The sequence below is a fragment of the Paenibacillus sp. FSL H7-0756 genome, from assembly GCF_038006765.1.
GTDB lineage: Bacteria > Bacillota > Bacilli > Paenibacillales > Paenibacillaceae > Paenibacillus_AQ.
On sequence record NZ_JBBOVT010000001.1, the window covers coordinates 3,761,080 to 3,785,983 of the forward strand.

Below are 24,904 nucleotides of genomic sequence, written 5' to 3' on the forward strand. Positions count from 1 at the left end.
TATAGATTCAGCAATCAAGGAGGAATAAAACATGAAGCAATCACAAGCAGCAGGGCAGAGCGGAAGCTACGCCATTGAAGCGCAGGGATTGGTCAAAATCTACGGGAGCAACCGGGCCGTGGATGGTGTGGATCTCAAGGTAGGCACAGGAATGATCTATGGGGTGCTGGGTCCCAATGGCGCCGGGAAGACAACTGTCATTCGCATGCTGGCGACCCTACTGCGGCCTGACGCAGGTTCGGCGCGTATCTTCGGACAAGATGTGGCAAAAGAACCGCAGATCGTGCGTCAGTTAATCGGAGTGACGGGTCAATATGCATCGGTGGATGAATCACTTAGCGCAACGGAGAACCTGGTGATCTTCTCCAGGCTGCATGGTCTGGGACGTGCGGAGTCGCGCAGCAAGGCCGCTGACCTGCTGGAGGAATTCGGCTTGACGGAAGCAGCGAAGCGCCCGCTGAAGAATTTCTCCGGAGGGATGCGCCGGCGGCTGGATCTGGCGGCCAGTCTGATTGCGCAGCCGCCGCTTATCTTCCTGGATGAGCCGACAACAGGGCTTGATCCCCGGACGCGCAATCAGATGTGGGAGACGATCCGCAGGCTGGTGAATACGGGATCAACGGTCCTCTTGACGACCCAATATCTTGAAGAAGCGGATCAACTGGCGGACCGGATTGCCGTGATTGATACCGGTAAGGTGGTTGCAGAGGGAACCGTTGATGAACTCAAGAGCTCGGTTGGCAACTCCTCGCTTCACCTGAAGGTGGTCCAACCGCAGCAGTTGCTGAAGGCGCGGCAGATTGTGGAGCAGGTGCTTCAGGTACGCTCTAACCTGTCCGCAGAAGCAGCCAAAATTATCGCACCGATGGGGAACGTGGACCGGGTAACCGATCTGCTGATCGCCCTTCGCGAGGCCAGCATACCGCTGCTTGAGATGAGTGTGCAGAAGCCGACGCTGGATGAAGTATTCCTGACCTTAACTGGTCATGGCGTCAAGGAAGATGCGGGACTTGTCCCGGATAGCGCACAGAAGAAGGAGGGAGTAATGGCATGAGTACTTTAATCAAGCCGGGTGTAGACCGTAATTTAAAAAACCATACCAGCTTCGGCCAAGTGGTACGTAATTCCTTAACGATGGCCTACAGAGGATTGCTCAAGATCCGGCGTACACCGGAGCAATTGTTTGACGTCACGTTTCAGCCGATTATATTCACCTTGATGTTCACATATATCTTCGGCGGGGCGATTGCCGGTGATGTGGCAAGTTATCTGCCGGTAATCATTCCGGGAATCTTGGTGCAGACTGTAATCACGACCTCTGTCGTCACCGGTGTCCAGCTGCGGGAGGACATGGAGAAAGGGGTGTTCGACCGCTTCAAATCGCTGCCGATTGCCCGGATTGCCCCTCTCGCAGGAGCACTGTTAGCAGATACTATACGCTACACGATTGCTACGGTACTCACCTTCGTCATGGGCTACATCATGGGCTTGCGGCCGGAAGGCGGCATCGGCGGGGTTGCCCTGGCAGCGGTTCTGGTCATCGGCTGCTCCTGGGCCATCAGCTGGATCTTTGCCTTTTTCGGTGTGATCGCCCGCACGGCTTCCAGTGTACAGGGGATTTCAATGATCGTGTTATTCCCGCTAACCTTCCTCTCGAATGCCTTCGTGCCGGTTGAGACGATGCCGAAATGGCTTCAGTGGTTCGTGAATAACAATCCGATCTCGCATCTGGTCACTGCTGTCCGTGAACTGGTCAACCATGGAACGGTAGGCAGTGATCTGTTCTACTCCCTGATCGGAGCCGCTGTGATTGTGGCGGTCTTCGCTCCGATTACCGTGCGTGCGTATATGCGCCGGATATAAGTCTCGTTTAGTAAGACGTCAACGAATGCAGAAATGCATCGGTTGGCGTTTTTTTTGCTGTAACTAAGATGCTGAATATGACTGAAGGCTGAGGGTATGCCTGAAACCGAAAACATTTGGCTGTTACAGTGGAATATGGACCAAATGTATGTGGAAAACAGTATACATTGTGCTAAAAAGCAGGCACACGGCCTGAATGTATGTGAAAAACAGCATACATTCAGATCGCGCGAAGGTAATCTTATTCATCCGTTAGGATGATTTTGCTCATGCGAAAAGCTGAACACATTGTGGACAGTCACGGTCAGGGACTTTGAGTCCATTCTGCTAAGGTTAGCTCATAGTCTATAAAAGTCTGTAATTCACCATGCTGATCTGCCCAGGCATTCTTGCGCACCGCTATTTTCCGGAAGCCTAGTTTCTCATACACATGCTGTGCTCTGGTGTTCTTAAGATTCGTATCCAGTATGATCTTGTGAAACCCCTGTGCTTCAAACAAATAGCGGATCAGCATTCCTAAACAGCGTGTGCCTATCCCTTTGTTTTGTTGGCTAGAATCACAGATTTTGATACCCATCTCCGCCACATGTTCTGAAACAGCACTGTAGCTCATTTCTCCAGCGGGAACACCATCGATTTCCAGAATCAGACGTCCTTTACGTTCAGAATCTGTCCCGGTCAGCAATCGGGTTAACACCTCTTGTTCAGTGATTCCTAAGCCCTCAGGAAATCCGGCATGCGCCATGACTTCTCCGTCGTTCCACCAGTTGCATAACAGCTCTGTATCGGCCATAGTTGCATCCCGTATGACCAAGTTTCCTTGTTCCATATACATTTTGTACACTCCTTGGGATCATCATAGCTTCATCGTAGCATGCCATGATTTACACGAGAATGGAGAGGATTGTTTTATCCAAATTGTACCAGGGTTATGAGCACTAGCAGCGATAGATTCAGCAGCAACCCCAGTATAGATAATTTGTTCCGCTTAACAATTCCAAGCACACTGATGCAAACAGCGAACAGCAGAAGGAAGTATACCAGGTACAGGGAAGTGTCGGCGTAGAGCGCCAAGACCTTGGACCCTGCGTCATTCATAAACTCGCCATCATACAGCTTCTTATACCTGCTGTTAGCATAAATGAATACACTGGTGATACAAACTGAGGATAATAACACAGGAATAGCAGTTAGGCCTCTTGTCTTTTTCTCATATCTGCCGGCTGTAACGGACCATACTCCATAGAGGACAAATCCCGCAAGCAGGCAGATGAAGTACATCTGATAGAACATTAGCCCTTCCTCCCGGTCCCCGGTCCCGCCTCCATCCGGTCCTGAAGCATATAATAGTAAGTTTGCTATGACCAGAACCAAATTCAGGAGTGCGTATTTAACGGTACTGATTCCTATTTCCTTAAGTTCTAGCATTTTTACCTCCGCTAACTTGGCTGATTCTCCCGTAGTTCATTGTCACTTATAATTAATATAATACATGAACTCACATACTTCCTCCCCCTTTAGGCAAATTAATATTAATATTATACCTATTGACCAAGGGGAGAATCTGGTGAAAAGAAAACTTCAAGTTATGACCATACTGCTAATTATCGCGCTAATCATCAACGGGCTTGCACCGGCTCCAAGTACCGCAGCAGAACCGCCATCACAGCTACAGAATCCGCAGGCAGATTCCAGGGAGCTACAGCTGCAAGACATGCTTGTGCTGCAATTGCTTCCCTATATGAATGAACAGTGAATCTCATCATCACAAGTTAAGCTTATCGAATGCAAACACCTAAAGGGACCCGAGCGCTACAAATTCCCTCCAAATTACCTGGATATGTGGAGAAAGAGTAAATGAAGGCACTTTTTTCAGAAACCTTCTGGAGTTGTGGCGCGTTAGCCTTTATAATATGACGAGAATATAGAATAAAGGAAAAGGTGTAACTTCATGAGCATATTAAATGTAGAAAAGCTTAGTCACGGCTTCGGCGACCGGGCCATCTTCACGGATGTCTCCTTCCGTCTGCTGAAGGGCGAGCATATCGGTCTGATCGGCGCCAACGGTGAGGGGAAATCGACCTTCATGAACATCATTACCGGTAAGCTGCAGCCGGACGAAGGCAAGGTGGAATGGGCGAAGCGGATGCGCGCCGGTTATCTGGATCAGCATGCGGTGCTTCAGCAGGGGCAATCCATCCGGGATGTGCTGCGCGGGGCCTTCCAATATCTGTTCGATATGGAACAAGAGATGAACGACATGTACGGCAAGATGGGGGATGTGACCCCTGAGGAGCTGGAGCAGCTGCTGGAGGATGTCGGAACAATTCAGGACATGCTGACCAGTCAGGACTTCTATATGATCGATGCCAAAATCGATGAAACCGCACGCGGCCTCGGTCTGACCGATATCGGTCTGGACAAGGATGTCAACGACCTCAGCGGCGGTCAGCGGACCAAGGTGCTGCTGGCGAAGCTGCTGCTGGAGAAGCCGGACATTCTGTTGCTCGATGAGCCTACGAACTATCTGGATGAACAGCATATCAACTGGCTGAAGCGCTACCTGCTGGATTATGAGAATGCCTTCATCCTGATCTCCCATGACATTCCGTTCCTGAATAGCGTGATCAACCTGATCTACCATATGGAGAACCAGTCGTTGTCGCGTTATGTGGGCGACTATGAGTATTTCCAGCAGGTGTATGAAGCGAAGAAGTCGCAGCTGGAATCCGCGTTCAAGCGCCAGCAGCAGGAGATTGCCGATCTGAAGGATTTCGTGGCCCGCAACAAGGCCAGTGTAGCTACCCGCAATATGGCCATGTCCCGGCAGAAGAAGCTGGATAAGATGGAGGTCATCGAGATTGCCAAGGAGAAGCCGAAGCCGCAGTTCAACTTCAAGCAGGGGCGGACCTCCGGCAAAATGGTTTTTGAGACCAAGGATCTGGTCATCGGGTATGATTCCCCATTATCCCGTCCGCTGGACCTCAGCATGGAGCGGGGGCAGAAGATCGCCCTCGTCGGTGCGAACGGTATCGGTAAAACCACGCTGCTGCGCAGCATTCTTGGCCAGATTCAGCCTATCTCAGGCACAGCCCGCCTTGGCGATCTGCTGGAGATCGGGTATTTCGAACAGGAAATGAAGGAATCGAATTACAACACCTGTATCGAGGAGATCTGGAACGAATTCCCGTCCTACTCCCAATTCGAGATTCGTGCAGCGCTGGCGAAATGCGGCCTGACCACCAAGCATATTGAGAGTAAAATTGCTGTGCTGAGCGGCGGCGAGAAGGCCAAGGTACGTCTGTGCAAGCTGATTAACCGGGAGAGCAATCTGCTGGTACTTGATGAGCCTACCAACCATCTCGATGTCGATGCGAAGGAAGAATTGCAGCGCGCGCTCAAAGCCTATAAAGGCAGCATTCTGCTGATCTCCCATGAGCCTGAATTCTACCGTGATATCGTGACCGATACCTGGAACTGCGAATCATGGACGACTAAAGTCTTCTAGAGAACCGAACCGGCAATAACGCCGGTGTTGAGCTTGACCCGTAGGAGGGACACTTTGCAAAAAGTGACTCATACGGGTCATTCGTATTACAGTGGAGTAAGAATGCAGGGGGATCATATGAACGTAGTGAATGAGGAGACAGTCGTGAAGCCATCCAAACGCAGTCTGGTCAATATCATTATTGACGGTATATCAGGTATTTTTCTTCCCATAGTTAATATATTGAGCGCGGCAGGCATCATGAAGGGGCTGCTTGCAGGTGCGGTTGCACTGGAGCTCGTCAGCAAGACGGAGGGCACCTACACGGTGCTGAATGCGATGGCGGACAGCTTGTTCCATTACCTTCCGCTGCTGCTGGCGTTTACGGCAGCCCGTAAATTCGGGGCCAATCCTTTTACTGCGGTCGTTATAGGCGGGGTTATGCTATATCCCAGTCTGACTACATTATTTGCGAACAACGAAATCATTGAGTTTATGGGCATGAGCATCAGGCCGGTGAATTATCCTGCAAGCGCTATTCCCATCATTCTGGCGGTAGGCCTGCTGGTCTATGTCGAGCGGTTCTGTGTCAAAATATTACCGGAGGTCATCCGCAGCTTCTTCACTCCGCTGATCTCTGTGGTCGTCGTCTCGTCGGTGACGCTGCTGGTATTCGGACCAATGGGGGCGCTGGCCGGAGATGCCCTGGCAGACGGGTACCGTACAGTGTACAATTTCAGTTCAGTCGGCGCCGGAATGGTGCTGGGGGCGGTCATTCAGCCGATGGTGATCTTCGGACTGCACTGGAGTCTGGTGCCGCTGGCGATCAACAACATCAGTACGGGCGGTTCAGATACGATTCTGGCTCTGATGGGTCCTGCTGCCTTCGCCCAGGCGGGAGCCGCGCTGGCGGTATTTATCAAAGCCAAAGACAAGCAGTTCCGTACCCTAAGCCTGTCGGCATCCATATCGGCCTTGTTCGGTGTAACGGAGCCTGCCATGTTCGGGGTTAATCTGCCGCTGCGTAAGCCGATGATTATTGTCTGCTGTGCAGGCTCGATTGGCGGCGGGATGGTCGGGATGTTCGGCTCGTCTGCGATTTCGTTCGCTTTTCCGGGGCTGGCTACGCTGCCTGCTTATCTGGGAGACGGGTTCGGAGGATTCCTGATCGCATGTGCTACCGGGTTCCTGATTGCGCTCATTGCTACGCTGGCGGTGAAGCTGGGACCGGAGCCGGTGGTGGGGGAACCTGCCAAGTCATAGCATAGGAGGGGATTTCGCATGAGAGCCATTAGAAGAACGAAGACCGTTGAAGGGACATCCATTCCCGGAATCATCCATAACGGAGGAAGTTACTTCTATATTAATGTAGATGTGTACGAAGACGGCATGGTCAACTGCTGGGAGCTTACAGATCTTAAGGGTTTATCCGGCAAAATACAATCGGGCTGGCTAACGCCGGCTGTCCCCGCCGGGGAGCAGCTGTCCATTCACGGTCTGGGGGCGTACACCGTAGAGTCAGCGAAGTGGACTTATAATGAAGCGAGTTATTATCAGCATGTGAAGGATACGGTGGCCTGTCTGAACCCTGAGCTTACGAATATCTATGAGATTTCGGTCCGGGAGCAGGAGCGGAATGAAGCGCGCCGCATTGCCCATTCTCCGACAGCTACAGAGTTCTATGTATCCAGCGAAATCTTTTACCAGACTGTTGAGGGCAAAAGCATTCACCTGTTCATGAAGTACGGCGGTCAGAATTACTTAGCCGCTGCTGTCGTGTATAAGGATGGCCGGGTAGTCTTATATAATCTGCCTGCGGAGGCCGAGTATCGGCTGGAAGAGCTGGACGGGCTTTTTGCGGATGGGACGCTCTTCACGGCCATTGATGCCCCTACTCCGGTGCGAATTCTGCAATTGGGTGAGGTGACGCTTGGCGCTTCGCTGTATTCGGCCGATGCACAGGAGAAGCTGAAAGAGCTGCATAACCTCCACAAGCAGCTTAATGGCGAACAAACGGCGCATGAAGCGTGCCGGGCTGCCTATTATGCTTATCTGGAGAATCCGAGTGAATACTACCGGGAGCAGCTTAGAATCAAATATGAGCTGGTGCCGGAGCATGAACGGATGTATCTGGGCGATATGGATACGAAGGATTGGGATTACCAGCGGATTCTGTATCATCCTGAAGAGACACGGGAAGTGTGAACGGATTAAAGTAAAGAGATAGAGGTGGCAGGATGGAAACAATCAGCTTTCATTATGGACGGCATATTTCCAAGGTGGCGCGGGCATTATATTTCCACTCGTGGAAATCTATATTGTCCATTGGAGTTCAAGCGGTATTTATAGTGGTGTGCATGATTTTGTATACTCAGAACCAATCGGTCATTCTGCTCGGCATATCGATTACGCTGGTTCTGACCATGGGAATGTCAATCGTGATGCGAACCTTGCTTTTACCGAAGATATTGTCGGCAGATACAAGGTACAATAAGGAATTTGAATATCTTTTCGATGCAGAGGGAATCAATTTCAGTCCGGAAAAGGACGCATCCGTAATGACATGGGACTCCTTCACCCGGGTATGGGAGAACCAGAGCTATTATCTGCTGTTCCATGGGCCGCAGGAGTATTGGTTCGTTGCGAAGCAATCGTTCGAGGATGCCGCACAGGAGCATAAATTCAGAGCGTATGTGTCAGATCACCGCAAGATTAGCAGTGGCGTGATTTGGTGACAAAAAAAGAAGGACATGCTATATGGCATGTCCTTTTCTGTACCTGGGGAGCAGGTACTTAGCCGCAGCTATACCCGCCAAAAGCTTGTGCAATCCGCCTTGTCGGCAATATTGTACTCGATCAACTGTTTCAGCAGGCCGTAATCCACCGGATTCGTCCATTTCATACGGATCAGCAGCTTGGTGTGATCTACTCCGCCTTGCTTCAGGACCTCTTCGAAATGATCCATGCCTGCTTTTTCCGGGGCGACAGCCATATGCCCTTTGGCAACACTGAAGCCGATAATGTACGTTCCGTGATCGGTGAACATCGGCTGGTTCCAGGCAATTCTCGGTTCGAGCTGCGGGAACTCCTGCAATACCCAGGCGAGCACTTCCTCCACCGTTCCCCTGTGAACCGGATTATCGATCTTCGCCAGATACTCTGCAAACACATCCATGGTTATCCCTCCAGATCAGTAGCCGCGCTTATGCCATCCATAATATCTTGTAGCTGCAGGATAGTCAAAAATTTTAAAGAATAAATTTATTTATTGGAGTAAGCGTTATGCCAGTCAACTCAATGAGGGCGAGAAGTATAATGAGTTGAAGAAATGCGTGACAATCAATATATTGAACTATTCGTTTTTGAAAAACGATCAGTATCATAATGTATTTCATCTGCGGGAGGATCGAACGGGATTATCCTTGAATGATGATATTGAATTTCATTTCTTGGAATTGCTGAAGCTGGATGAACATGGCGTTTCCTCGGAAGGTGGATTAATTAATTGGCTGTTATTTCTAAGGGGTACTGATACATCACAATGGGAGGTGCTGAAGATGAATGAGCCGGGTTTGGAAAAAGCGATGGACACTCTGCAATATCTAAGTCAGGATTCAGAGGCCAGACGATTGTATGAAGCCAGACAGAAATATTTACACGATGAAGCCTCCATGCTTGGTAGTGCAGAGTTGGCTGGAATTAAAAAAGTGGCTAAAAATATGCTTGACATGGATATTGATATAGCAACAATTGTAAAAGCCACAGGATTAACGAAACAGGAAATCAATGATTTGCAAAAATAGAAATTTTGGGAATGTCCAATGAGCGGATGCTCCCTTTTATTATTCCAGCAGCCCCTCGACCATTCCCTTCCTCATTCCAGCATTTCCCTGTATGATAGAAGAAGCTTGTTGTAATTCAAGATAATTAGAAGGGGGTTATGGGATGGAGGAGAGGACCGGGTTCAAAGGCAAGCGTACTGCTGAATTGCCGGTAACTATAAGCGTGATTGTTCTGATGGTATATTGGATATGGTATATCCTTCGGTTTGACCGAACTACTCCACTGGAGCATTTTTTGGTCTATCTCGTCATCGGGATCGCTATTGTTAATATAGGAATTATGATCTATCGCTTACTGACCTTCAACCGGGCGTTCAACATAGAGATAAGGCCGGAAGCCCTGCAGATCAAGAATATAGAGATCGAAGCCTCTGCTATCAAGCGTATTTTCATCAAAGGCTACTTCATGCCCGTGATCGCAGTAAAGCCCAGAGCCTATCTGCTGGTTAGTTATAAATATTGTTTTCGTTTTCCCGAGCAGGAAGATCAGGGGATACGGGCGCTAACGGAATGGGCAGAGCGGCACCAGATCGAAGTAGTACATAAGAAATTTGTTAGATGGTTGTAGTTAACCGAGGTAATACAAGATAGGAGGAGCTGCTCATATGAGAGTCACCGGATTCAGTCACATCACACTTCTGGTAAGGGATCTTCAGGCTTCATTAGAGTTTTATCATGGTATTCTGGGGATGAACGTTAGACATCATGGCCGAATAGATGCCTATTTGGAATGGGGCAGCGCTTGGGTCTGTCTGCTTGAACGAACGGTTACCAAGGAGCCTTTAGGCGGATTCGCCGGGATGGATCACGTAGCTTTTTATATTGCAGAGGATGATTTCAAGGAAGCTGTAGCTATTTTAAACACGCATCACGTTGAGATCGTCAGAGGACCTGTTCAGCGGGGAACCGGCTGGTCGGTGAATTTCCTGGACCCGGATGGGATTCAGCTGGAGCTGCATACTTCCACTCTGGATGAACGGATGAAGGTCTGGCGTTAGGCGGAGTACAGTCACCATAAATAATAAGAATCGGGGATGCGGGATGAATAAACCTTTTCATGACATGCTGACATCGGAAAATGAGCTAAGAGAGCTTCTGGGCTATCCGAGTGAAGTGGTGAAGCGCAAATCGATCCATCAGCTGGATCATCACTGCCGAGATTATATAGCGATGTCCCCTCTGTTATTCTTGTCCACAGCAGATGAACATGGGTCTTGCGATGTCTCTCCGCGCGGGGATGCGCCTGGTTCGGTGCTGGTGCTGGATGAAGGACATCTGGTCATTCCGGAGCGGCCGGGGAACCGCAGATTGGACTCTTTGCTGAATATCCTGGCTAATCCGCAGATTGGTCTGATTTTTATTATCCCGGGACTTGAAGAGACCCTGCGGGTTAACGGGCAAGCCTATATCATTAAGGATGAGCCTATCCTGGACCGGATGCGTGCCAGAGGCAAGCGGCCTGCGCTGGGAATTGGAGTGAAGGTGGAGGAATGCTATATGCACTGTGCCAAGGCCTTCAAAAGATCGCAGGTCTGGGACCCCGGCACTTGGCCTGCTGAAGCCTTACTACCGTCTGCTCCGGCCATCATCGCAGCACATGTGAATACAGCGGAGTTCACAGAGGAAGTGGTGCGGCGCGGTATAGAGGAGAGCTACGAGAAGCGGCTGTATTAAGAAGGGGAGTGAATAGCGGGGATGGATACAGAGCGGCTGATACGGATTTTTGACAGGCAGGCCACGGACTATGACCGCAAAAGAGAAGATCCGAAGCAGCGGCGCTGGCGCCAGAAGCTAATCGGTTCTGCGAAGGGTGAGGTGCTGGAGCTTGCCGTAGGAGCCGGTGCGAACTTCCCGTTCTATCCTCAAGGCGTCAAGATCACGGCTGCGGATTTCAGCGGAGCCATGGTTGAGAAGGCCAGACGGGCCGCCGGACAGTACCGGCTGGACGCGGATTGTATATGTGCAGATATCGAAGACATGAGCTTTGCTGCGCATTCGTTCGATACGATTGTGTCCACGCTGTCCTTATGCAGCTATAAGAACCCGCTGAACCTGCTGGAGAAGCTTAACCGCTGGTGTAAGCCGGACGGCACCATCCTGCTCCTGGAGCATGGAATTGGTTCTAACCTCTTGGTCACTACGCTGCAACGGGCGCTGAATCCGCTGCTCTATCGTATATATGGCTGCCATCAGACCCGGGATATTCTCGGCCTGGTCCGGAAGTCGGGGATGCAAATCACTAGAGTGGAGAGCTATTCGCTGAATATGGTGCATTTAATCTGGGCGGGACCTGAGGAACAACAACTATGATCTGAAGGGAAAGGAGGTCACGTACTATTTGACGGAGTTGTATGAGAACGTGGACGGAGAACGGATGAAGAAGAAATGGAAGATCATTTTATTTAGCTTTATTGGGGCTATGGTTCTTTTAGTCGTGTTAGGAGCATTATACGTCAATAATGTTGGATATAATAATGTGAAACACATGTATCGTTTAGAATCAACCGGTAAATCTGTTATTAGGATAGATAGCGATATGCCTGACCGAGAGCGCTACCTCACGAAAGAAGAGGGTGATCCACAGGAACGGTTGAAGTCACGCATGGAACGAGAAGGGTGGGAATATACCCAACAGGAGGGATCGGGTTATTTTTTTAAGAAAGACGGTAGGGAAGAAATAGTCACTACGCAGCAATGGAATCATTTTTATATTATATATAGTTTGAATGCTGGAATTGCGAACCTTGAGGACTAGATGAGAAAACAACGCCCCTACTTTGTAAAGGGTGCGTTGTTTTACGTTGTGCTTAGTTACCAGTGTTACTAGCAGAGCATCAGATTAGAAAGGATGGATAAGCTTGTTAAACCCTATCCACCCAAAATCTAACGGACCGGAGAGATCTTATGCCCGCGAAAACGCCACTTTTTGCAGCGTAACGGACTCAGGCGACCTTACAGTCTCTCAATGAGACCTTTCGGAGCTAACGTGCAAAGGATAAGGCCTGTGGAGTCCGTTACTCGCCCAATAGGCGACTTTCTTCCCAAGTAAGTGCACCTTAGTCCGTTACGTTAAACCAAACGCCCCTGAAGAACAATGGCCGCTTGGAAAAAAGATGTAATTTGAAGGGGGATTGCGTCTGCTCCACTAGTTTAAATCTGATGCTGTACTAGAGCTGTCCTCCAGCCATTCCAGGCTAGGAAGACAGCTCTTTAGGCTAGAATCAGACGGCTGTCCAGCCCCCGTCCACATATAGCGTCTGGCCTGTCGTGTAGCTGGAACCATCCGAGGCGAAGTAGAGGACAGCGCCGTTCAATTCATCGGGGTTGCCGGGACGTCCCATGGGGCATAGCGTATTATACTGCTCCAGGAAGTGGTCCTGATAGAGCGCGCGGGTCATTCCGCTGGGGAACAGGCTGGGTCCGACTGCATTCACCGTGATTCCGTAAGGAGCAAGGGTCGCGCCCATGCCGCGGGTCAGATTCACGACTGCGCCTTTGGAGGCATTATAGGCATGCAGAGCGGCCAGCTTGCTGCCCTTTACACCACAGATGGAAGCAAGGTTGATAATGCGGCCTTGCTGGCGTTCTTTCATGGCCGGGATCACCGCTTTGGACATGAGGAAAATACTTTTTACATTGGTACCCATCACCCGGTCCCATTCCGCTTCGTCCAGTTCCTCGACAGAGCCTGCGGAGGCGACTCCGGCATTATTCACCAGGATATCCAGCCTTCCGAAATGCTCCAGAATGCTTGCTACCGCCGGTTCAATCTCTGCTTCGCAGGTTACATCGCATTGAAGCGGAAGCACCCGGCGGCCCTGGGCTTCAATCTGTTGCCGCGCCGGTTCCAGCCCGTCCGCTCTTACATCCAGCAGGGCAACATCCGCCCCTTGTCCGGCCAGAGCTTGGGCCAATTCTGTGCCTATCCCCCCGGCTGCTCCGGTCACCACCGCTACTTTTCCGCTCAAATCAAATGGATTTCTCACTGGCACACCTCCATCAATTCCACCAGTCCCAACGTAAGTTGGAGTAAGGAAGGAACTGCACAGGGTCTACAGCAGTCAGGACCTCACCGCGTTCAAGAACGGTATTGCTGACCGTGTAGATGCCGCCCAGCATACGGACGACTTCCAGCTCGGCCCAGGGGTCATGTGGAGAGTCATGCAGGTGAATCTCTACTTCTGCCGCTGTGCGCACGCTGACATCCATAGAGGCAGTCTGCCGGATCAGCAGCGGTCCAAGATCGAAGCCGCGGCCATCCGGAGATTTGGAATACTTCATGTTGAAGACAGGCAGACCCTCGCCGTAATGCCCGGAGATGATGCGCTGTCCGTCTGCGGCATTCATTTTACCGCTAAGCGCAGCCTCTACGTGGAAGAATTCAGTGCCCCGCCGGGAGACGCTGCCTGCCACATGCTGATCCTCCTTCTGGAGACTGATGTCGGCCATCTTCTTGGGGAAGCCGTAAATCTCACGCCCCAGGCCCATCGCGATATCATCGCTGATTGGCATGGACAGGCAGTAGGTGCCCGGTTGTCCGTTGTAGGCTGCCAGGACGAAGACCGCGGCTTCCCGGTAAGGCTCGCAGAAGCTGGTGCGGGGATAGTTAGCTACAAACGCGTGCACAAGCGGCCTTGGTCCCGGCGTAAGCGGGGCGGGCAGAATGCTGCGGATCACTTCGGGCGAAGTCTCCCAGTAGACGGTTAGGGTCTCGGCATTATAGAAGGTCGTAGGTGTATTGATTCTTTTGGTAATTTCATTCACATCTTTTACGAAGCTGCTCATCTGAATCTCCTCCTGTGTTATAGGGTCACGAATAATGTAACATGACTATTCCAGTGATTATATATATGGAAAATATAAAAATAAATGGGAATATTGTGCGCGGCGCACTATAATAAGCAGGGGGTGAGAGCAATGAGTGTTACCTTTGAACAGATTAGCAGACATTTTAGTAAGCATGCCGTACATATCCAGTGGAACAAAGCATTAACGACAGCCTATGCAGATACGATGCTGATTACGAAGAGTCTGACGCATTTTTCACCTGAATATATCTATGTGGGCTACCAGTCCGGATTGCCGGGCTACGCAGAAGGGTTGGAGCAAGCCAGCCTGATGCTAATTAACGACATTGTGGAGCCAGCTTCGGGCCAGCATCAGCTGATGTATAGCGGACAGAACCGTATGGAATTCGGGGCGGAGGAAGATGTATTCGAGCTCTATAATCAGATCCGGGAGCTGTTCCTGGAAGAAGCTGAACGGGAGCAGGCTAAGGGCAGAATGCTTGAGGCTTGTGTCGCCGGCAAAGGATTGGATGTAATCGTCTGTGCGGCTGCAGAGCTGATGGGCAATCCGGTGATTATCATCGATGTAAGCTATAAGGTTCTGGCTGCTTCGGATTGCAGCGGGGTTACCGATCCCACCTGGAGCGATAATCTGCACAAAGGCTATTGCTCCTATGATTTCATTGCTGCCGTCCATCAACTGAAGAGCGTGCAGACCGGCATAGAGTCGCTGGAGGCTTACGAAGTGGAATGCAGCGGAAGCCAGGTGACCAAGCTGGTCGCCAAGATTAGGATCGGCAGCAAACCTGTCGGGAATGTAATTGTGCTGGGCGACACACGCCCGATTGAGCGGAGGGATCATGAGCTGGCGGGTTTTACGGCCGGGCTGGTGGCTGCGGAGCTGGCGAAGAATAGCTTTTACCGGAACTCCAGCCAGGCGGAATATGAAGAGCTAATCTATGGATTACTGGAGAATGAAGAGAACGGACCGCTACTTATTCAGGAGAGTCTGCGGAGCGGTATGCATCTGCCCGAGGGCAGATTGTCCGTTCTGGTGCTGGATCTTGCGGGGTATGATGTTTCCGTATCCGATAAACACACCGGTTATTTAAGGGATCAGCTGCACCTGCATTTCGGGGAGGAGCGGCTGATCTTTTACCATGAGTATATGGTGGGGGTGAGTGAAGGTGAGTCTGTATCGTCCAAGTCAAGAGAGGTTGATCCAAGCTTGCGGGAATTTCTCGTCAGCCATCAGATCCGTCTGGGGATCAGCCGGCAATTCACCGGTCTCACGGACTGCCGCAAATATTATCTGCAGGCGCTCAAAGCGCTGGAGATCGGGCGGATCGTCTGGCCGGCGGAGCCGTGTGTGCTATACGCTGATGTGCAGCTGTATGACCTGTTATCCCCGCATGCGCAGCATGATTCCCGGGATGTCAGCCATCCGGCGCTCACAGTTCTGCGTGAATTCGATGAGAAGCATCATGCGGACCTGTACCATACCCTTTACTCTTATTTAAAGAACAATCAGCAGCTCCAAAAGACTGCCGACGAACTATTCGTCCACCGCAACACCCTGCGGTACCGCTTACGCCAGATCGACGAACTGATTCAGCTTGATTTAAGCCAGATCGATCATGTCCTGAGGCTGTATATGTCCTATCAAATGACGGATTATCTGGAAAAGCTCGGTGGGAGAGGGAGCTCTTGTTGCTACTGATTATTTGGCAGCCGCAGCGTTCTCCCGCATCAGCTTCATACACACCTGCGGCTCTTCGTCCACTTCTCTGCAAGGCTCACACTCCTCAAACCCGAACTTACGCACCGTGGCCATCGAAGCAGCGTTTTGCGGATGAGTCAGGATATAGATAGAGTCCACATCAAGCTGTATGAAGCACGTGTCGAGAAGTACGGGCAGGGCCTCCGACATATAGCCTTGTCCCCAATAGTCCTTCCAGATGTCATAACCGATCTCCACCTGCTTCCGCTCTGCGTCCCAATAATGATAGCCGCAGGTGCCAATCAAGGCATGGGTCTCCCGGTCAAACATTCCATAGCGGTGATGGTCTTTGCCCTCAGGCTGGGCGTAATGCTCAATGATCTCCATAGCTTCGTTGTAATCGCAGGGCGGCTCACTGAAGTATCTGCACATATCCGGGTCCGAGAATTGCCGGTAGACTGCGTCGATGTCAGACTGATTCAGTAGGCGGAAGTGGAGACGTGTCGTGTTAATGGGTTCGGATAGATTCATTGATGATTCTCCTATTCATGGGCAATATTTCATATTATCATTATGCGATCCTATAATCGGGCTGTCTATGATCATGAACCGGCTGTTAATGTATGGTAAAATAAGCACTACGTCAACTTATTGAAAGGGGTGTACCTATGAGGCCAACCAGATGGACAAAAAGCCTGGCAGCCGCGCTTGCCTCCACACTGTTATTGACAAGTACCGGGATTACCGTTCTTGGCGCTTTCCCGCAGAAGATTGAGGCGGCGGCGGTGAAGCCTACAGCAGCGTTTACTTTATTCGAACAGAGATTGCAAAAGCCGTCTTCCCTTGGCCTGGCCCAGGCTACGCTGGTTAACCGGATCGGCCAGATGACGCAGAAAGAGGCGAATCTGGCAGTGCTGCATCTGGAGAATGCACTGAAAGCTTACCTGCCTGTGGCAAGCAAACGTATGAATGCGCCTGTCGTTCAACTGAATATCAAAAATATATATACGACTGGCATGTCTATGGCGCTGGCACGCTCCAAGGTGAGACAGGCTGAGGTCCGAATAGTTCTCCAGGATCTGGAGGGCATGGGCTACAAGCTGGTAGAGGATGGAGGATTCGCGCCTGCCATTCCTTATAAGAGTTTCAAAGTCTTCAAACCTTATGTCAGTAAGGATCTTCAGGTCTATATTGACCTGATGGCGACAGAGTCGGAACAGCCGATGGTAGCTGGCGAAAGATTGATGGTGGACTGGTACCAGGTCATTGAGCGGGCCGTGCAATATGAGGCTTTTGTGCAGACGTATAAGACCTCTAACCGTGCTGCGGCGATGACAGAAGTGCTGAAACGTACCAAGCAGATTGTGTTTAATGGCACACCCAAGACCCCGCTGTTCGACAAGAAGACACAGGTCATTCTTGAAAAGGCAGCCATCGCTTATGAGAATACACTGTCGGAGGCTGGCCCGGAGAGAATTGAGGGCAGCAAGCTGCTGACTCAGCTGGATGATTTCCTGCTGCTTGTAATGGACAATGGCGATAAGCGCACACAGGCTGTTATTGATTATCTGAAAGCCTTGTAAATTTAAGGAGCCATTATAATTGTATTAGAGTAGCCGGACTGTTCGTTAGAGCAGTCCGGTTTTTTGGCATTCCCGTATAGTCGGGAGGACCTGCTTGGGATCGTATCCAATAGGCCAAAAGCGTCATATGTCACAGAACATGTGAGCAATTAAGCTTATAATGTAAGCGTTATCTATTAACGGTGTACATTTAGATGTAAAAGGAGGAAGACGGCTTGAGTGTCCCGAAGGTTTCCTTTAACATGCTAGTCTTTATGGGTTTTAGCCTTCAGTATGCATTGATGCATCTCTTGTCTGCAGGTGAGGTGATTGTGATTTCATCCGCTGAGCTTATCATTTATATGCTGCTTACCTTTGCCGGGCTTGGCAGATTCTTTCGGCGCAGAAGGCGGGCTCTGAGCGAGAGGGGCTGTGGAAGCACCGGACTTTTTTTCAGCGTGTTATGGACAGTGTCACTCTGCTCCCAGTTCCGTAAGGAGAACTACCCGGATGCGCTGACTATTATTAATTCACTGGGCGTGTCAGCGGCTGGGCTGATTCTGCTTACTGAGATTGTTATTCTGTTCAAGGTGTAAGCCAGCTGTACATGAAGAAGCCCCTATCCTTCACCCAGGATAGGGGCTTCTTCATGTAACAACGGATGGAATTAATAGATATAACGATGCTTCTTCAAGTAGGCGAGAATCAGCTCTGTGGATTGATCCTCGCTATGCTGCTCGGTATCCACAATAAGCTCGGGCTGGAGCGGTGCCTCATAGGGGGCAGTCAGGCCGGTAAAATGCGGAATCTCGCCGGAAAGCGCTTTGCGGTATAAGCCTTTGACATCCCGTCTTGCACATTCCCCGAAGGAGCATTTGACGTAGATTTCCACGAAAGGCTGGATGCTCTGCCGGATTTGGGCCCTCATGTCCCGGTAAGGGGAGATGAAGGAGGCCAGGACGATGATATCGTTGCGGGTCAGGAGCTGCGCCATATAGGCTGCGGTCCTTACATTCAGCGACCGGTCTTCTTTGGAGAAGCCTAACCCCCGGAACAGCTGATTCCTCAAGACATCACCGTCGAGCAGTTCTGTCCTCACGTTCATTTGCTGCAATCTCTGATTCAGGCAGCGGCAGAGCGTGGTTTTTCCAGAGCCGGACAGGCCGGTGAACCATAGTGTTACTCCGGTATGCAATGTGCAGCCCCACCTTCCATGTCGAACGATTAGGTTACCAGTTGTAATCTGTCTCATAGCCCATCGGGAAGAGCAGATGGCCTGCCACCTCTTTGAAGCAAGTCTTCACCTCTTCATTGAACTCGGTCCGCCAGTTCCCGGTTGTGCCGGTGCGGAAGGTATAGGAGGCCTTAGGGTTAATGTTCTGCTCCATAGCGTCCAGGATCGTATCCATCGGCAATGGCAGCGGCTTGTCAGCCCATAGATAATGAATCAATTGCTCCATCGTCCGGCGGCGTGAGCTGTGGCTGTCTACCAAATGTTCAAAGGCGATCTGTAAACAGTCCGCTTCTCCGCTCCATCCGGCGAACTGCCCATACCACGCGGCGATACTAGGGTATTGAAGCTCTGGTATTCCCTGGATTAAAGCCAGAAATTGCTGATTCCGGTCCGGTAGAGAGAGCAGATAGGGTCGCAGCGGATGATTAGGATATTTGTCTGTTATGAAATACGTATACGAGACTACAATATCTCTTAGGTCACGGTTTAGAAATAACGGCTTAATCTTCAGCTCCCGAAGCATGCCTGACCACCGGGGGGAATAGTACACATGCCCTGCTGTGAAATGTCCGCTGTGGACGAGCTGGAGCCGTTGGTAGTGGAGGCTGGAGTCTTCCGGGTAGCCTTCATAGAATTCATGAGGGTTCTGCGTCATTCCCGGAATGCCTTCTAAAATCTGCTTCATCAGATGGGTACCGCTCTTGGGGACCGAGTTCAAAAATACTATAGGATATTCACTCGTAGGATCGAATGTATTCATACTCTCCTGCATTCCTCTCTCTTAAATAGCTGCTAGTCATACTCCTCTGTTTATCATATGAAAGCCCGACTATTGCTGATTAGACATTGTATATAAAAAGTTAGGAAAAATATGTATGTCCAAGCGGTGCTCCTGCTGAATTTACAAGTGCTGATAAACTATATTTATGAGTTCAATCTTTAAGGTCTGAATCGCTTCTTCCCGCGGCAGCATAATAAACCGGGATAAATATTCGATGTCCACTGAGAACAGGCTAAGGATATCCTCCATAGAAGCCTTATCGCCGTTTTGCGCCTTTTTTACGGTCTCGATGAATGGGTAAGATTTTCCTTCAGGACTTCCAGTCCCTTGCGTTTCCATTTGCTAACCCCCTGTTGAGTCATTTGCAGCTCGGCTGCTACTTCTTGTTCGGGCATTCCTTCTATGACTGTTTTTTTGATGATATATCTGCATTTCTCCCAAGGCAGCATATCCAGAAGCTCATCGACGAACAACTCAGATACGACCATACTTTCAAAGCTGTTGTCGTAGATTTCATTATCGTAGAGCGGATTACTTTCACGTATCAGTTGAATGCGAGTCTTGTACTGAATTCTCCATGCTGAGCGTTTTAATAATTTCCTGCAGGTTTCAACTAATTCGTCATCACAGGTAACCATGAATTTCCCTCCCCATGTTCAGTTATGCCTTCTTTCCCGAAAGGAGCGGAGCCTGTTCCCCCAGGCCGGGCCTAACCCATCGCTAGTCCTCTCATATAACAAGTAAAATATTCCATAGATTCCACAACTGACAAAAACAAAAATTTACATGATTACTATATTTCTAGCGAAAGTTGTAAAAATTAATTCCCGGTTACCTAGTATTACGAGAATAAAGAATAATAGATTGTCGAATTATCCATTTAGGAGGCGATGACGATGAGTGACTATGTAACACCTCAGATGATGAGCACCCTGATGACCGTGCTGATTATTCCATTGCTGGGGCTGCTGGCGAGGTCTGTAATTGCTTATATTAAGCGGGAAATTGCCGGGCTTGAGCAGAGAATCGAGAGTGAGGCATTGAACAGCCTGCTTCAGCGGGCGGGGGATGCTGTTGAATCCGCCGTGATTGCCGTCAATCAGACGTTCGTGGAGACGCTCAAGCAACAAGGTGATTTCGACACGGAAGCGATGAAGAAATCTTTTCTGCTGGCCAAAGAGAAGGCGATAGCGATCCTGGGGGAGTCCGCCCGACAGGAGCTGAGTCTTGTGATCGGCGACCTCGAAGCCTGGCTCGAAACGAAAATCGAAGTTTGTGTGAACCGGAATAAACAGTTGTAAAAACCCGTCCAGGTTTCCCTTTGATTAGTAAAGGAGGTCCAGGCTTCACCATGATCACTGTGCTCATTACTAAAAAGTTAGGGGATGTATGATGAAACATTCAAAAAGGAAATGCAAGCATGTGCAGCAAGGACGGTTGGGCATAATCAGCAGATGGCTGTGTCTCTCGCTTCTAATTCTGATGCTGGCGCCAGGCGCTGTGTTCGGGTCAGGAATAATAGCCCGCAACATTGTTCAGGGGCCTGAAGCGGACACTGCCTCTGCAGCAGTGTATGAGGCAGAGCCGCCAGTACCGGAGCCGCAGCTTCAACGGGGGGCAACAGTTAAGGATTCGGTCTATCGCTCCGTGTATCAATCGGTGTATGAGCTAGATCCTACCTTGGGAGTCATCCTAAATCATGGAGCCTATCAGATGAGTCTGATGGCGCTCAGTAATGTCGAGGGGGCGATGAGCCCGGTATCGCCGCTGCTGCAGCAGATCCGGTTGTCGCAGGCCTCGGGTGTGGTTCCAGGGGGGCGCGGCTTCATGCTTCCACAGGTGGTAGCGGTCAAGGATCTGGCGGGTAATCCGCTGCCGGGTATTCCCGTCACCTTCACCGTCTCGGAGGACAGTACAATCACTGCGGTCATGCGCGGGCTTAACAGTACTGGAATTACAGTGGTGTCGGATGCAAACGGATATGCATCTGCGGCTAACAACTATACAGGTTATATCGGTGAAGGCTATCAGGTCTATTCGAAGGGAACCGGGGTCATTAAGACCATGGAGGTAAAAGCTACCGTTCCCGGTTTTCAGCCGGTTACCTTCAAGGTAGAGGTCGGTGCCGTAGGCTCTAACCTGATCGACACAACCCCGCCTTCCATTAAGGCCACGGCGGTGACGGATAACGGTGCGCCTTACATTGCCGGGACCTGGACCAGTCAATCCGTGACTGTACATTATACGGCAGAGGATACGTTGTCAGCGATCAAATCACTGACCCCGGATCAGAAATTCACCGCTGAAGGAGCAGGTCAGACGGCAACGGGCAAGGCTGTTGACAGTGCGGCTACCAGTGATGAGGATAAGAACCATTATTCCATCGCAACCTTCGGTCCCATCCGTATTGATAAAAGCGCTCCGGTTACAGAAGCAGCTGTAACAGGCGCTGAATCCGGCAGCTGGAGCCGGGGGAAGGTTGCGCTGCATTTTACCGCTGAAGATCCATATTCTGGTGTGGACGCTGTGTATTATAAGCTGGGTGAGAATGCAGCAGTGAGAACATCCGGCTCCAGCGCGGCGCTGGAGCTGGAACAGGAAGGAGCGACTACCGTCAGCTACTGGGCTGCGGACAGAACCGGGAATGCAGAAGCTCCCCGGACGGTAGTAGTGCAAATTGACAAGAGCGGTCCGCTGATCGCCAGTATTCTCAGTCCTGAAGCGAATGAGAAGGGCTGGAACAGCTCAGATGTTACGGTCTCTCTTACCGCTTCAGATGCCCATTCCGGAGTGAAGGAGATCCATTATAGACTTGGAGCGGATGGCGAAGAACAGAGTGTGGCAGGCAGCACGGCTGCTTTTGACGTCCCGGTGGAGGGAATTATCCCTCTTGAGTTCTGGGCCGTTGACCATGCAGGCAATGTGACCGCTGTACAGAAGACCGAAGTGAAGATTGATAAGACGGTCCCGGTTATTACTGTTCCGGCGAATATTACGATGGAAGCGAAGGCGGTTCGTACCCCTGCCGATATTGGACAAGCCTCCGTTCAGGATATCTCGGTCCCGGATGTTCTCCTGACAAATGATGCCCCTGCGGACTATCCGATCGGGACAACTACCGTAAAATGGACAGCGGTGGACCCGGTAGGACTGACCTCCTCACAGGTGCAGAGAATTACTGTAAAAGATACGACAAAGCCGGTACTAACCGTGCAGGGAGATATGGTTGTGGAAGCTACAGCGGTTAAAACGCCGCTTGTGGTCACTGGAGCGTCTGCTACGGATATTTTCCCGGTTATTGTGGTGAATGACGCGCCGAAGGAATTCCCCATTGGTCCGACTACCGTCACCTGGACGGCGACCGATGCCAACAGCAATGTGACTACAGCAACCCAGAAGGTCACTGTAGTAGACAGAACTAAGCCGTTACTGACGGTTCCAGCCGATATTACCAAAGAAGCTGTAGGCCGAAGAACTGTGGCAGATCCGGGGAAGGCCGCCGCCACAGATATTTTCAAGGTAAATATTACGAATAATGCGCCTGAGGATTATCCGGTGGGCGTAACCAAGGTAAGCTGGACGGCTAAGGATGAGAATGGAAATATCTCTACAGCAGATCAGCTGATCCGCATTACCGATACCACCAAGCCTGTACTGACCATACCGAAGGATATTACCGTAGAAGCTACGGCTAGACGGACGAAGGTGAATATTGGGCAAGCCGAAGCCAGCGATCTGTTCGATGTGCTGTTAACCAAGAATGCCCCTGCGGATTATCCGGTGGGTGTAACCATGGTTACCTGGACCGCCACAGATGAGCATGGCAACGTCACCGAGAAAGTGCAGAAGATTACAGTTACAGATACAACGGCTCCACAGTTAACTGTGCCTGGAGACATCTCCACCGAGGCAACCGGCATTAAGACTCCAGTGGAGCTGGGGGAAGCGTCTGCCAAGGATATTTTCAGTGTTACTGTAACCAATAACGCCCCGGAACGCTTCATCTTCGGGACAACAGCCGTTACCTGGACGGCTACAGATGAGAATGGCAATACCACCAAGACAACGCAGACCGTGAAGATCGTAGATACGACGAAGCCGCTGGTTACACTGCCAGGCGGTATAACGGCAGAAGCCACTGGAGCACAAACGAAGGTAGACATCGGCCAGCCGGTGGTTACAGAAATTTTTGCTGTGACAGTCAAGAATGATGCTCCGGCGGAATTCCCGCTCGGAACTACCAAAGTAACATGGACGATTACGGACGAGCATGGCAATGCAACTAAAGGTACGCAAGAGGTCAAGATCGTAGATACGACCAAACCGGTCATTACAGCACCGGAGGATCTAACGGTAGAGGCTACGGAGGTCAGATCCAAGGTCGCTCTGGGTGAGCCGGTGGTCTTCGATCTGTTCGAGACTGAGATCATTAACGATGCTCCGGTTGATTTCCCGGTTGGTACCACACTGGTTACCTGGATGGCCAGTGATCCAAGCGGCAATGTGGCAATCGCGAAGCAGAAGGTGAAGGTTGAAGATACTACTGCGCCTAAGCTGTCTATCCCGGCAGACGTCAAGGCAGAGGCTACAGCTATCAGAACTCCGGTTGTGATTGGTGAGGCCACGGCTACGGATATTTTTCCGGTTACTGTAACGAGCAATGCTCCCGAGAATTATGCCGTGGGCGTTACCGAGGTCATCTGGACAGCGAAGGATGCCAACGGTCTGGTAACTACCGGCAAACAAAAGGTTACTGTAGTGGATACCACCTTGCCGATCCTGACGGTTCCGCAGGATATCAGTGTGGAGGCTACCGCAGTAAATACTCCGGTGCAAATCGGCAAGGCTACGGCTACGGATCTGTTCCCGGTCACGGTGGTCAGCAATGCTCCGGCCAGCTACCCGCTCGGCAAGACCATTGTTACCTGGAAGGCGACAGATGCGAACGGCAACTTCAGCACCGGCACGCAGACGATTACGGTAAAAGACACAACGGCCCCGGTAATCGCTGACATTCCGGACTACATTGCAGAAGCTACCGGGCAGACGATGCAGATTAAGTTGCCGGTGCCTGCGGTCACCGATATCTTCGGAATTGCTGCGGTGAGCAGCAACGCTCCGGCTTCCTATCCCCTGGGCGTGACTGAAGTCACCTGGACAGCGAAGGATGTGAACGGCAACGTATCCACACGTAAGCAAAAGGTTACTATCTTGGATACCACGAAGCCTGTGCTTACTGTACCGGAAGATATTACTGTAGAAGCGGCGGCGGTAGAGACTCCGGTGGAGATCGGCGAGGCCACGGCTACGGATATTTTCAAGGTGACGGTGAAGAATAATGCCCCGGAAGCGTATCCGCTGGGCGTAACAGAAGTTTTGTGGACGGCAACGGATGCGAACGGGAATGTGACTACAAAGGTACAGAAGATTAAGGTCGTGGACACGACGAAGCCTGTGCTTGCAGTACCGGAAGATATAGCTGTAGAAGCGGCTGCGGTTGAGACTCCGGTGGAGATCGGCGTGGCAACAGCCACGGATATTTTCAAGGTGACGGTGAAGAATAATGCCCCTGAAGCGTATCCGCTGGGCGTAACAGAAGTAGTGTGGACGGCAACGGATGCGAACGGG

At 50.8% G+C, this 24,904-nt stretch carries 27 protein-coding genes and 1 pseudogene; 18 read left to right on the forward strand and 10 right to left on the reverse strand.

Annotation, left to right across the window (positions count from 1 at the left end; translation table 11 throughout):
- The first annotated feature begins 31 nt into the window (after positions 1-31).
- Positions 32-1,054: an ATP-binding cassette domain-containing protein gene (locus tag NST04_RS16460; protein WP_341185121.1), complete on the forward strand. Its 1,023-nt coding sequence runs from the start codon at positions 32-34 to the stop codon at positions 1,052-1,054.
- Positions 1,051-1,863, forward strand: a complete 813-nt coding sequence (locus tag NST04_RS16465; RefSeq protein WP_341185122.1) for an ABC transporter permease — start codon at positions 1,051-1,053, stop codon at positions 1,861-1,863. The genes NST04_RS16460 and NST04_RS16465 overlap by 4 nt, the downstream gene beginning before the upstream one ends.
- Before the next feature lie 304 nt (positions 1,864-2,167).
- Here the strand turns inward: NST04_RS16465 and NST04_RS16470 are convergent, their stop codons facing one another.
- On the reverse strand, positions 2,168-2,698 hold the full coding sequence (locus NST04_RS16470) for a GNAT family N-acetyltransferase (protein WP_341185123.1): 531 nt from the start codon (positions 2,696-2,698) through the stop codon (positions 2,168-2,170).
- Between the two features lie 74 nt (positions 2,699-2,772).
- Entirely contained in the window at positions 2,773-3,156 is a 384-nt protein-coding gene (locus tag NST04_RS16475) for a hypothetical protein (protein ID WP_341185124.1), read from the reverse strand.
- 295 nt (positions 3,157-3,451) lie between these two features.
- Between NST04_RS16475 and NST04_RS16480 the strand changes: the two genes are divergently transcribed.
- From NST04_RS16480 to NST04_RS16500, 5 genes are all read left to right on the forward strand, one after another.
- The gene (locus tag NST04_RS16480) at positions 3,452-3,619 is read left to right on the forward strand and encodes a hypothetical protein (RefSeq protein WP_341185125.1); all 168 of its coding nucleotides are present in this window, start codon (positions 3,452-3,454) and stop codon (positions 3,617-3,619) included.
- Between the two features lie 195 nt (positions 3,620-3,814).
- Positions 3,815-5,371, forward strand: coding sequence for an ABC-F family ATP-binding cassette domain-containing protein (locus NST04_RS16485; protein WP_036733209.1), 1,557 nt, complete (start codon positions 3,815-3,817; stop codon positions 5,369-5,371).
- Positions 5,372-5,434: 63 nt separating this feature from the next.
- Positions 5,435-6,613 (forward strand): PTS transporter subunit EIIC, encoded by a 1,179-nt coding sequence (locus NST04_RS16490; RefSeq protein WP_341185264.1) that lies wholly within the window; start codon positions 5,435-5,437, stop codon positions 6,611-6,613.
- A gap of 18 nt (positions 6,614-6,631) precedes the next feature.
- Complete coding sequence (locus tag NST04_RS16495) at positions 6,632-7,555, forward strand: DUF7638 domain-containing protein (protein WP_341185126.1); 924 nt, start codon at positions 6,632-6,634, stop codon at positions 7,553-7,555.
- A gap of 152 nt (positions 7,556-7,707) precedes the next feature.
- Positions 7,708-8,085: a YcxB family protein gene (locus NST04_RS16500; RefSeq protein WP_341185127.1), complete on the forward strand. Its 378-nt coding sequence runs from the start codon at positions 7,708-7,710 to the stop codon at positions 8,083-8,085.
- A 68-nt stretch (positions 8,086-8,153) separates the two neighbouring features.
- On the opposite strand, the gene NST04_RS16505 is transcribed toward NST04_RS16500, so the two are convergent.
- A complete protein-coding gene (locus NST04_RS16505; RefSeq protein ID WP_341185128.1) occupies positions 8,154-8,525 on the reverse strand; it encodes an iron chaperone in 372 nt (123 codons plus the stop codon).
- 76 nt (positions 8,526-8,601) lie between these two features.
- Here NST04_RS16505 and NST04_RS16510 point away from each other — a divergent pair.
- From NST04_RS16510 to NST04_RS16535, 6 genes and pseudogenes are all read left to right on the forward strand, one after another.
- Positions 8,602-9,153 (forward strand): annotated as a pseudogene (locus tag NST04_RS16510) (Rpn family recombination-promoting nuclease/putative transposase); the annotation flags it as partial.
- 142 nt (positions 9,154-9,295) lie between these two features.
- Positions 9,296-9,760, forward strand: coding sequence for a hypothetical protein (locus NST04_RS16515; RefSeq protein ID WP_341185129.1), 465 nt, complete (start codon positions 9,296-9,298; stop codon positions 9,758-9,760).
- Positions 9,761-9,797: 37 nt separating this feature from the next.
- A complete protein-coding gene (locus NST04_RS16520) occupies positions 9,798-10,190 on the forward strand; it encodes a VOC family protein (RefSeq protein ID WP_341185130.1) in 393 nt (130 codons plus the stop codon).
- A gap of 64 nt (positions 10,191-10,254) precedes the next feature.
- Positions 10,255-10,866, forward strand: a complete 612-nt coding sequence (locus NST04_RS16525) for a pyridoxamine 5'-phosphate oxidase family protein (RefSeq protein ID WP_445667899.1) — start codon at positions 10,255-10,257, stop codon at positions 10,864-10,866.
- A gap of 21 nt (positions 10,867-10,887) precedes the next feature.
- Complete coding sequence (locus NST04_RS16530) at positions 10,888-11,502, forward strand: class I SAM-dependent methyltransferase (RefSeq protein WP_341185132.1); 615 nt, start codon at positions 10,888-10,890, stop codon at positions 11,500-11,502.
- Positions 11,503-11,566: 64 nt separating this feature from the next.
- A complete protein-coding gene (locus NST04_RS16535; protein WP_341185133.1) occupies positions 11,567-11,947 on the forward strand; it encodes a hypothetical protein in 381 nt (126 codons plus the stop codon).
- A 466-nt stretch (positions 11,948-12,413) separates the two neighbouring features.
- Here the strand turns inward: NST04_RS16535 and NST04_RS16540 are convergent, their stop codons facing one another.
- Both NST04_RS16540 and NST04_RS16545 read right to left on the reverse strand, forming a co-directional pair.
- The gene (locus tag NST04_RS16540; protein ID WP_341185134.1) at positions 12,414-13,178 is read right to left on the reverse strand and encodes an SDR family NAD(P)-dependent oxidoreductase; all 765 of its coding nucleotides are present in this window, start codon (positions 13,176-13,178) and stop codon (positions 12,414-12,416) included.
- A gap of 13 nt (positions 13,179-13,191) precedes the next feature.
- The gene (locus NST04_RS16545; RefSeq protein ID WP_341185135.1) at positions 13,192-13,977 is read right to left on the reverse strand and encodes an acetoacetate decarboxylase family protein; all 786 of its coding nucleotides are present in this window, start codon (positions 13,975-13,977) and stop codon (positions 13,192-13,194) included.
- 132 nt (positions 13,978-14,109) lie between these two features.
- Here NST04_RS16545 and NST04_RS16550 point away from each other — a divergent pair, with 132 nt between their 5' ends.
- A complete protein-coding gene (locus NST04_RS16550; RefSeq protein WP_341185136.1) occupies positions 14,110-15,699 on the forward strand; it encodes a PucR family transcriptional regulator in 1,590 nt (529 codons plus the stop codon).
- Here NST04_RS16550 and NST04_RS16555 read toward each other — a convergent pair whose 3' ends face one another.
- Positions 15,700-16,230 (reverse strand): GNAT family N-acetyltransferase, encoded by a 531-nt coding sequence (locus NST04_RS16555; protein WP_341185137.1) that lies wholly within the window; start codon positions 16,228-16,230, stop codon positions 15,700-15,702.
- 137 nt (positions 16,231-16,367) lie between these two features.
- On the opposite strand from NST04_RS16555, the gene NST04_RS16560 reads away from it, so the two are divergent.
- A complete protein-coding gene (locus NST04_RS16560) occupies positions 16,368-17,282 on the forward strand; it encodes a hypothetical protein (protein WP_341185138.1) in 915 nt (304 codons plus the stop codon).
- Between the two features lie 215 nt (positions 17,283-17,497).
- Positions 17,498-17,857 (forward strand): hypothetical protein, encoded by a 360-nt coding sequence (locus NST04_RS16565; RefSeq protein ID WP_341185139.1) that lies wholly within the window; start codon positions 17,498-17,500, stop codon positions 17,855-17,857.
- A gap of 71 nt (positions 17,858-17,928) precedes the next feature.
- On the opposite strand, the gene cysC is transcribed toward NST04_RS16565, so the two are convergent.
- From cysC to NST04_RS16585, 4 genes are all read right to left on the reverse strand, one after another.
- The gene (gene cysC / locus NST04_RS16570) at positions 17,929-18,513 is read right to left on the reverse strand and encodes an adenylyl-sulfate kinase (RefSeq protein WP_341185140.1); all 585 of its coding nucleotides are present in this window, start codon (positions 18,511-18,513) and stop codon (positions 17,929-17,931) included.
- On the reverse strand, positions 18,491-19,255 hold the full coding sequence (locus tag NST04_RS16575) for a hypothetical protein (RefSeq protein WP_341185141.1): 765 nt from the start codon (positions 19,253-19,255) through the stop codon (positions 18,491-18,493). Before NST04_RS16575 ends, cysC begins: the two co-directional genes overlap by 23 nt.
- 141 nt (positions 19,256-19,396) lie before the next feature.
- Positions 19,397-19,615, reverse strand: coding sequence for a helix-turn-helix domain-containing protein (locus NST04_RS16580; RefSeq protein ID WP_341185142.1), 219 nt, complete (start codon positions 19,613-19,615; stop codon positions 19,397-19,399).
- Positions 19,555-19,914, reverse strand: coding sequence for an RNA polymerase sigma factor (locus NST04_RS16585; protein WP_341022931.1), 360 nt, complete (start codon positions 19,912-19,914; stop codon positions 19,555-19,557). The genes NST04_RS16580 and NST04_RS16585 overlap by 61 nt, the downstream gene beginning before the upstream one ends.
- A gap of 258 nt (positions 19,915-20,172) precedes the next feature.
- On the opposite strand from NST04_RS16585, the gene NST04_RS16590 reads away from it, so the two are divergent.
- The gene (locus NST04_RS16590; protein ID WP_341185143.1) at positions 20,173-20,577 is read left to right on the forward strand and encodes a hypothetical protein; all 405 of its coding nucleotides are present in this window, start codon (positions 20,173-20,175) and stop codon (positions 20,575-20,577) included.
- Between the two features lie 121 nt (positions 20,578-20,698).
- Positions 20,699-24,904: HYR domain-containing protein (locus NST04_RS16595; RefSeq protein ID WP_341185144.1), on the forward strand; the 4,206-nt coding region annotated here is incomplete at its 3' end.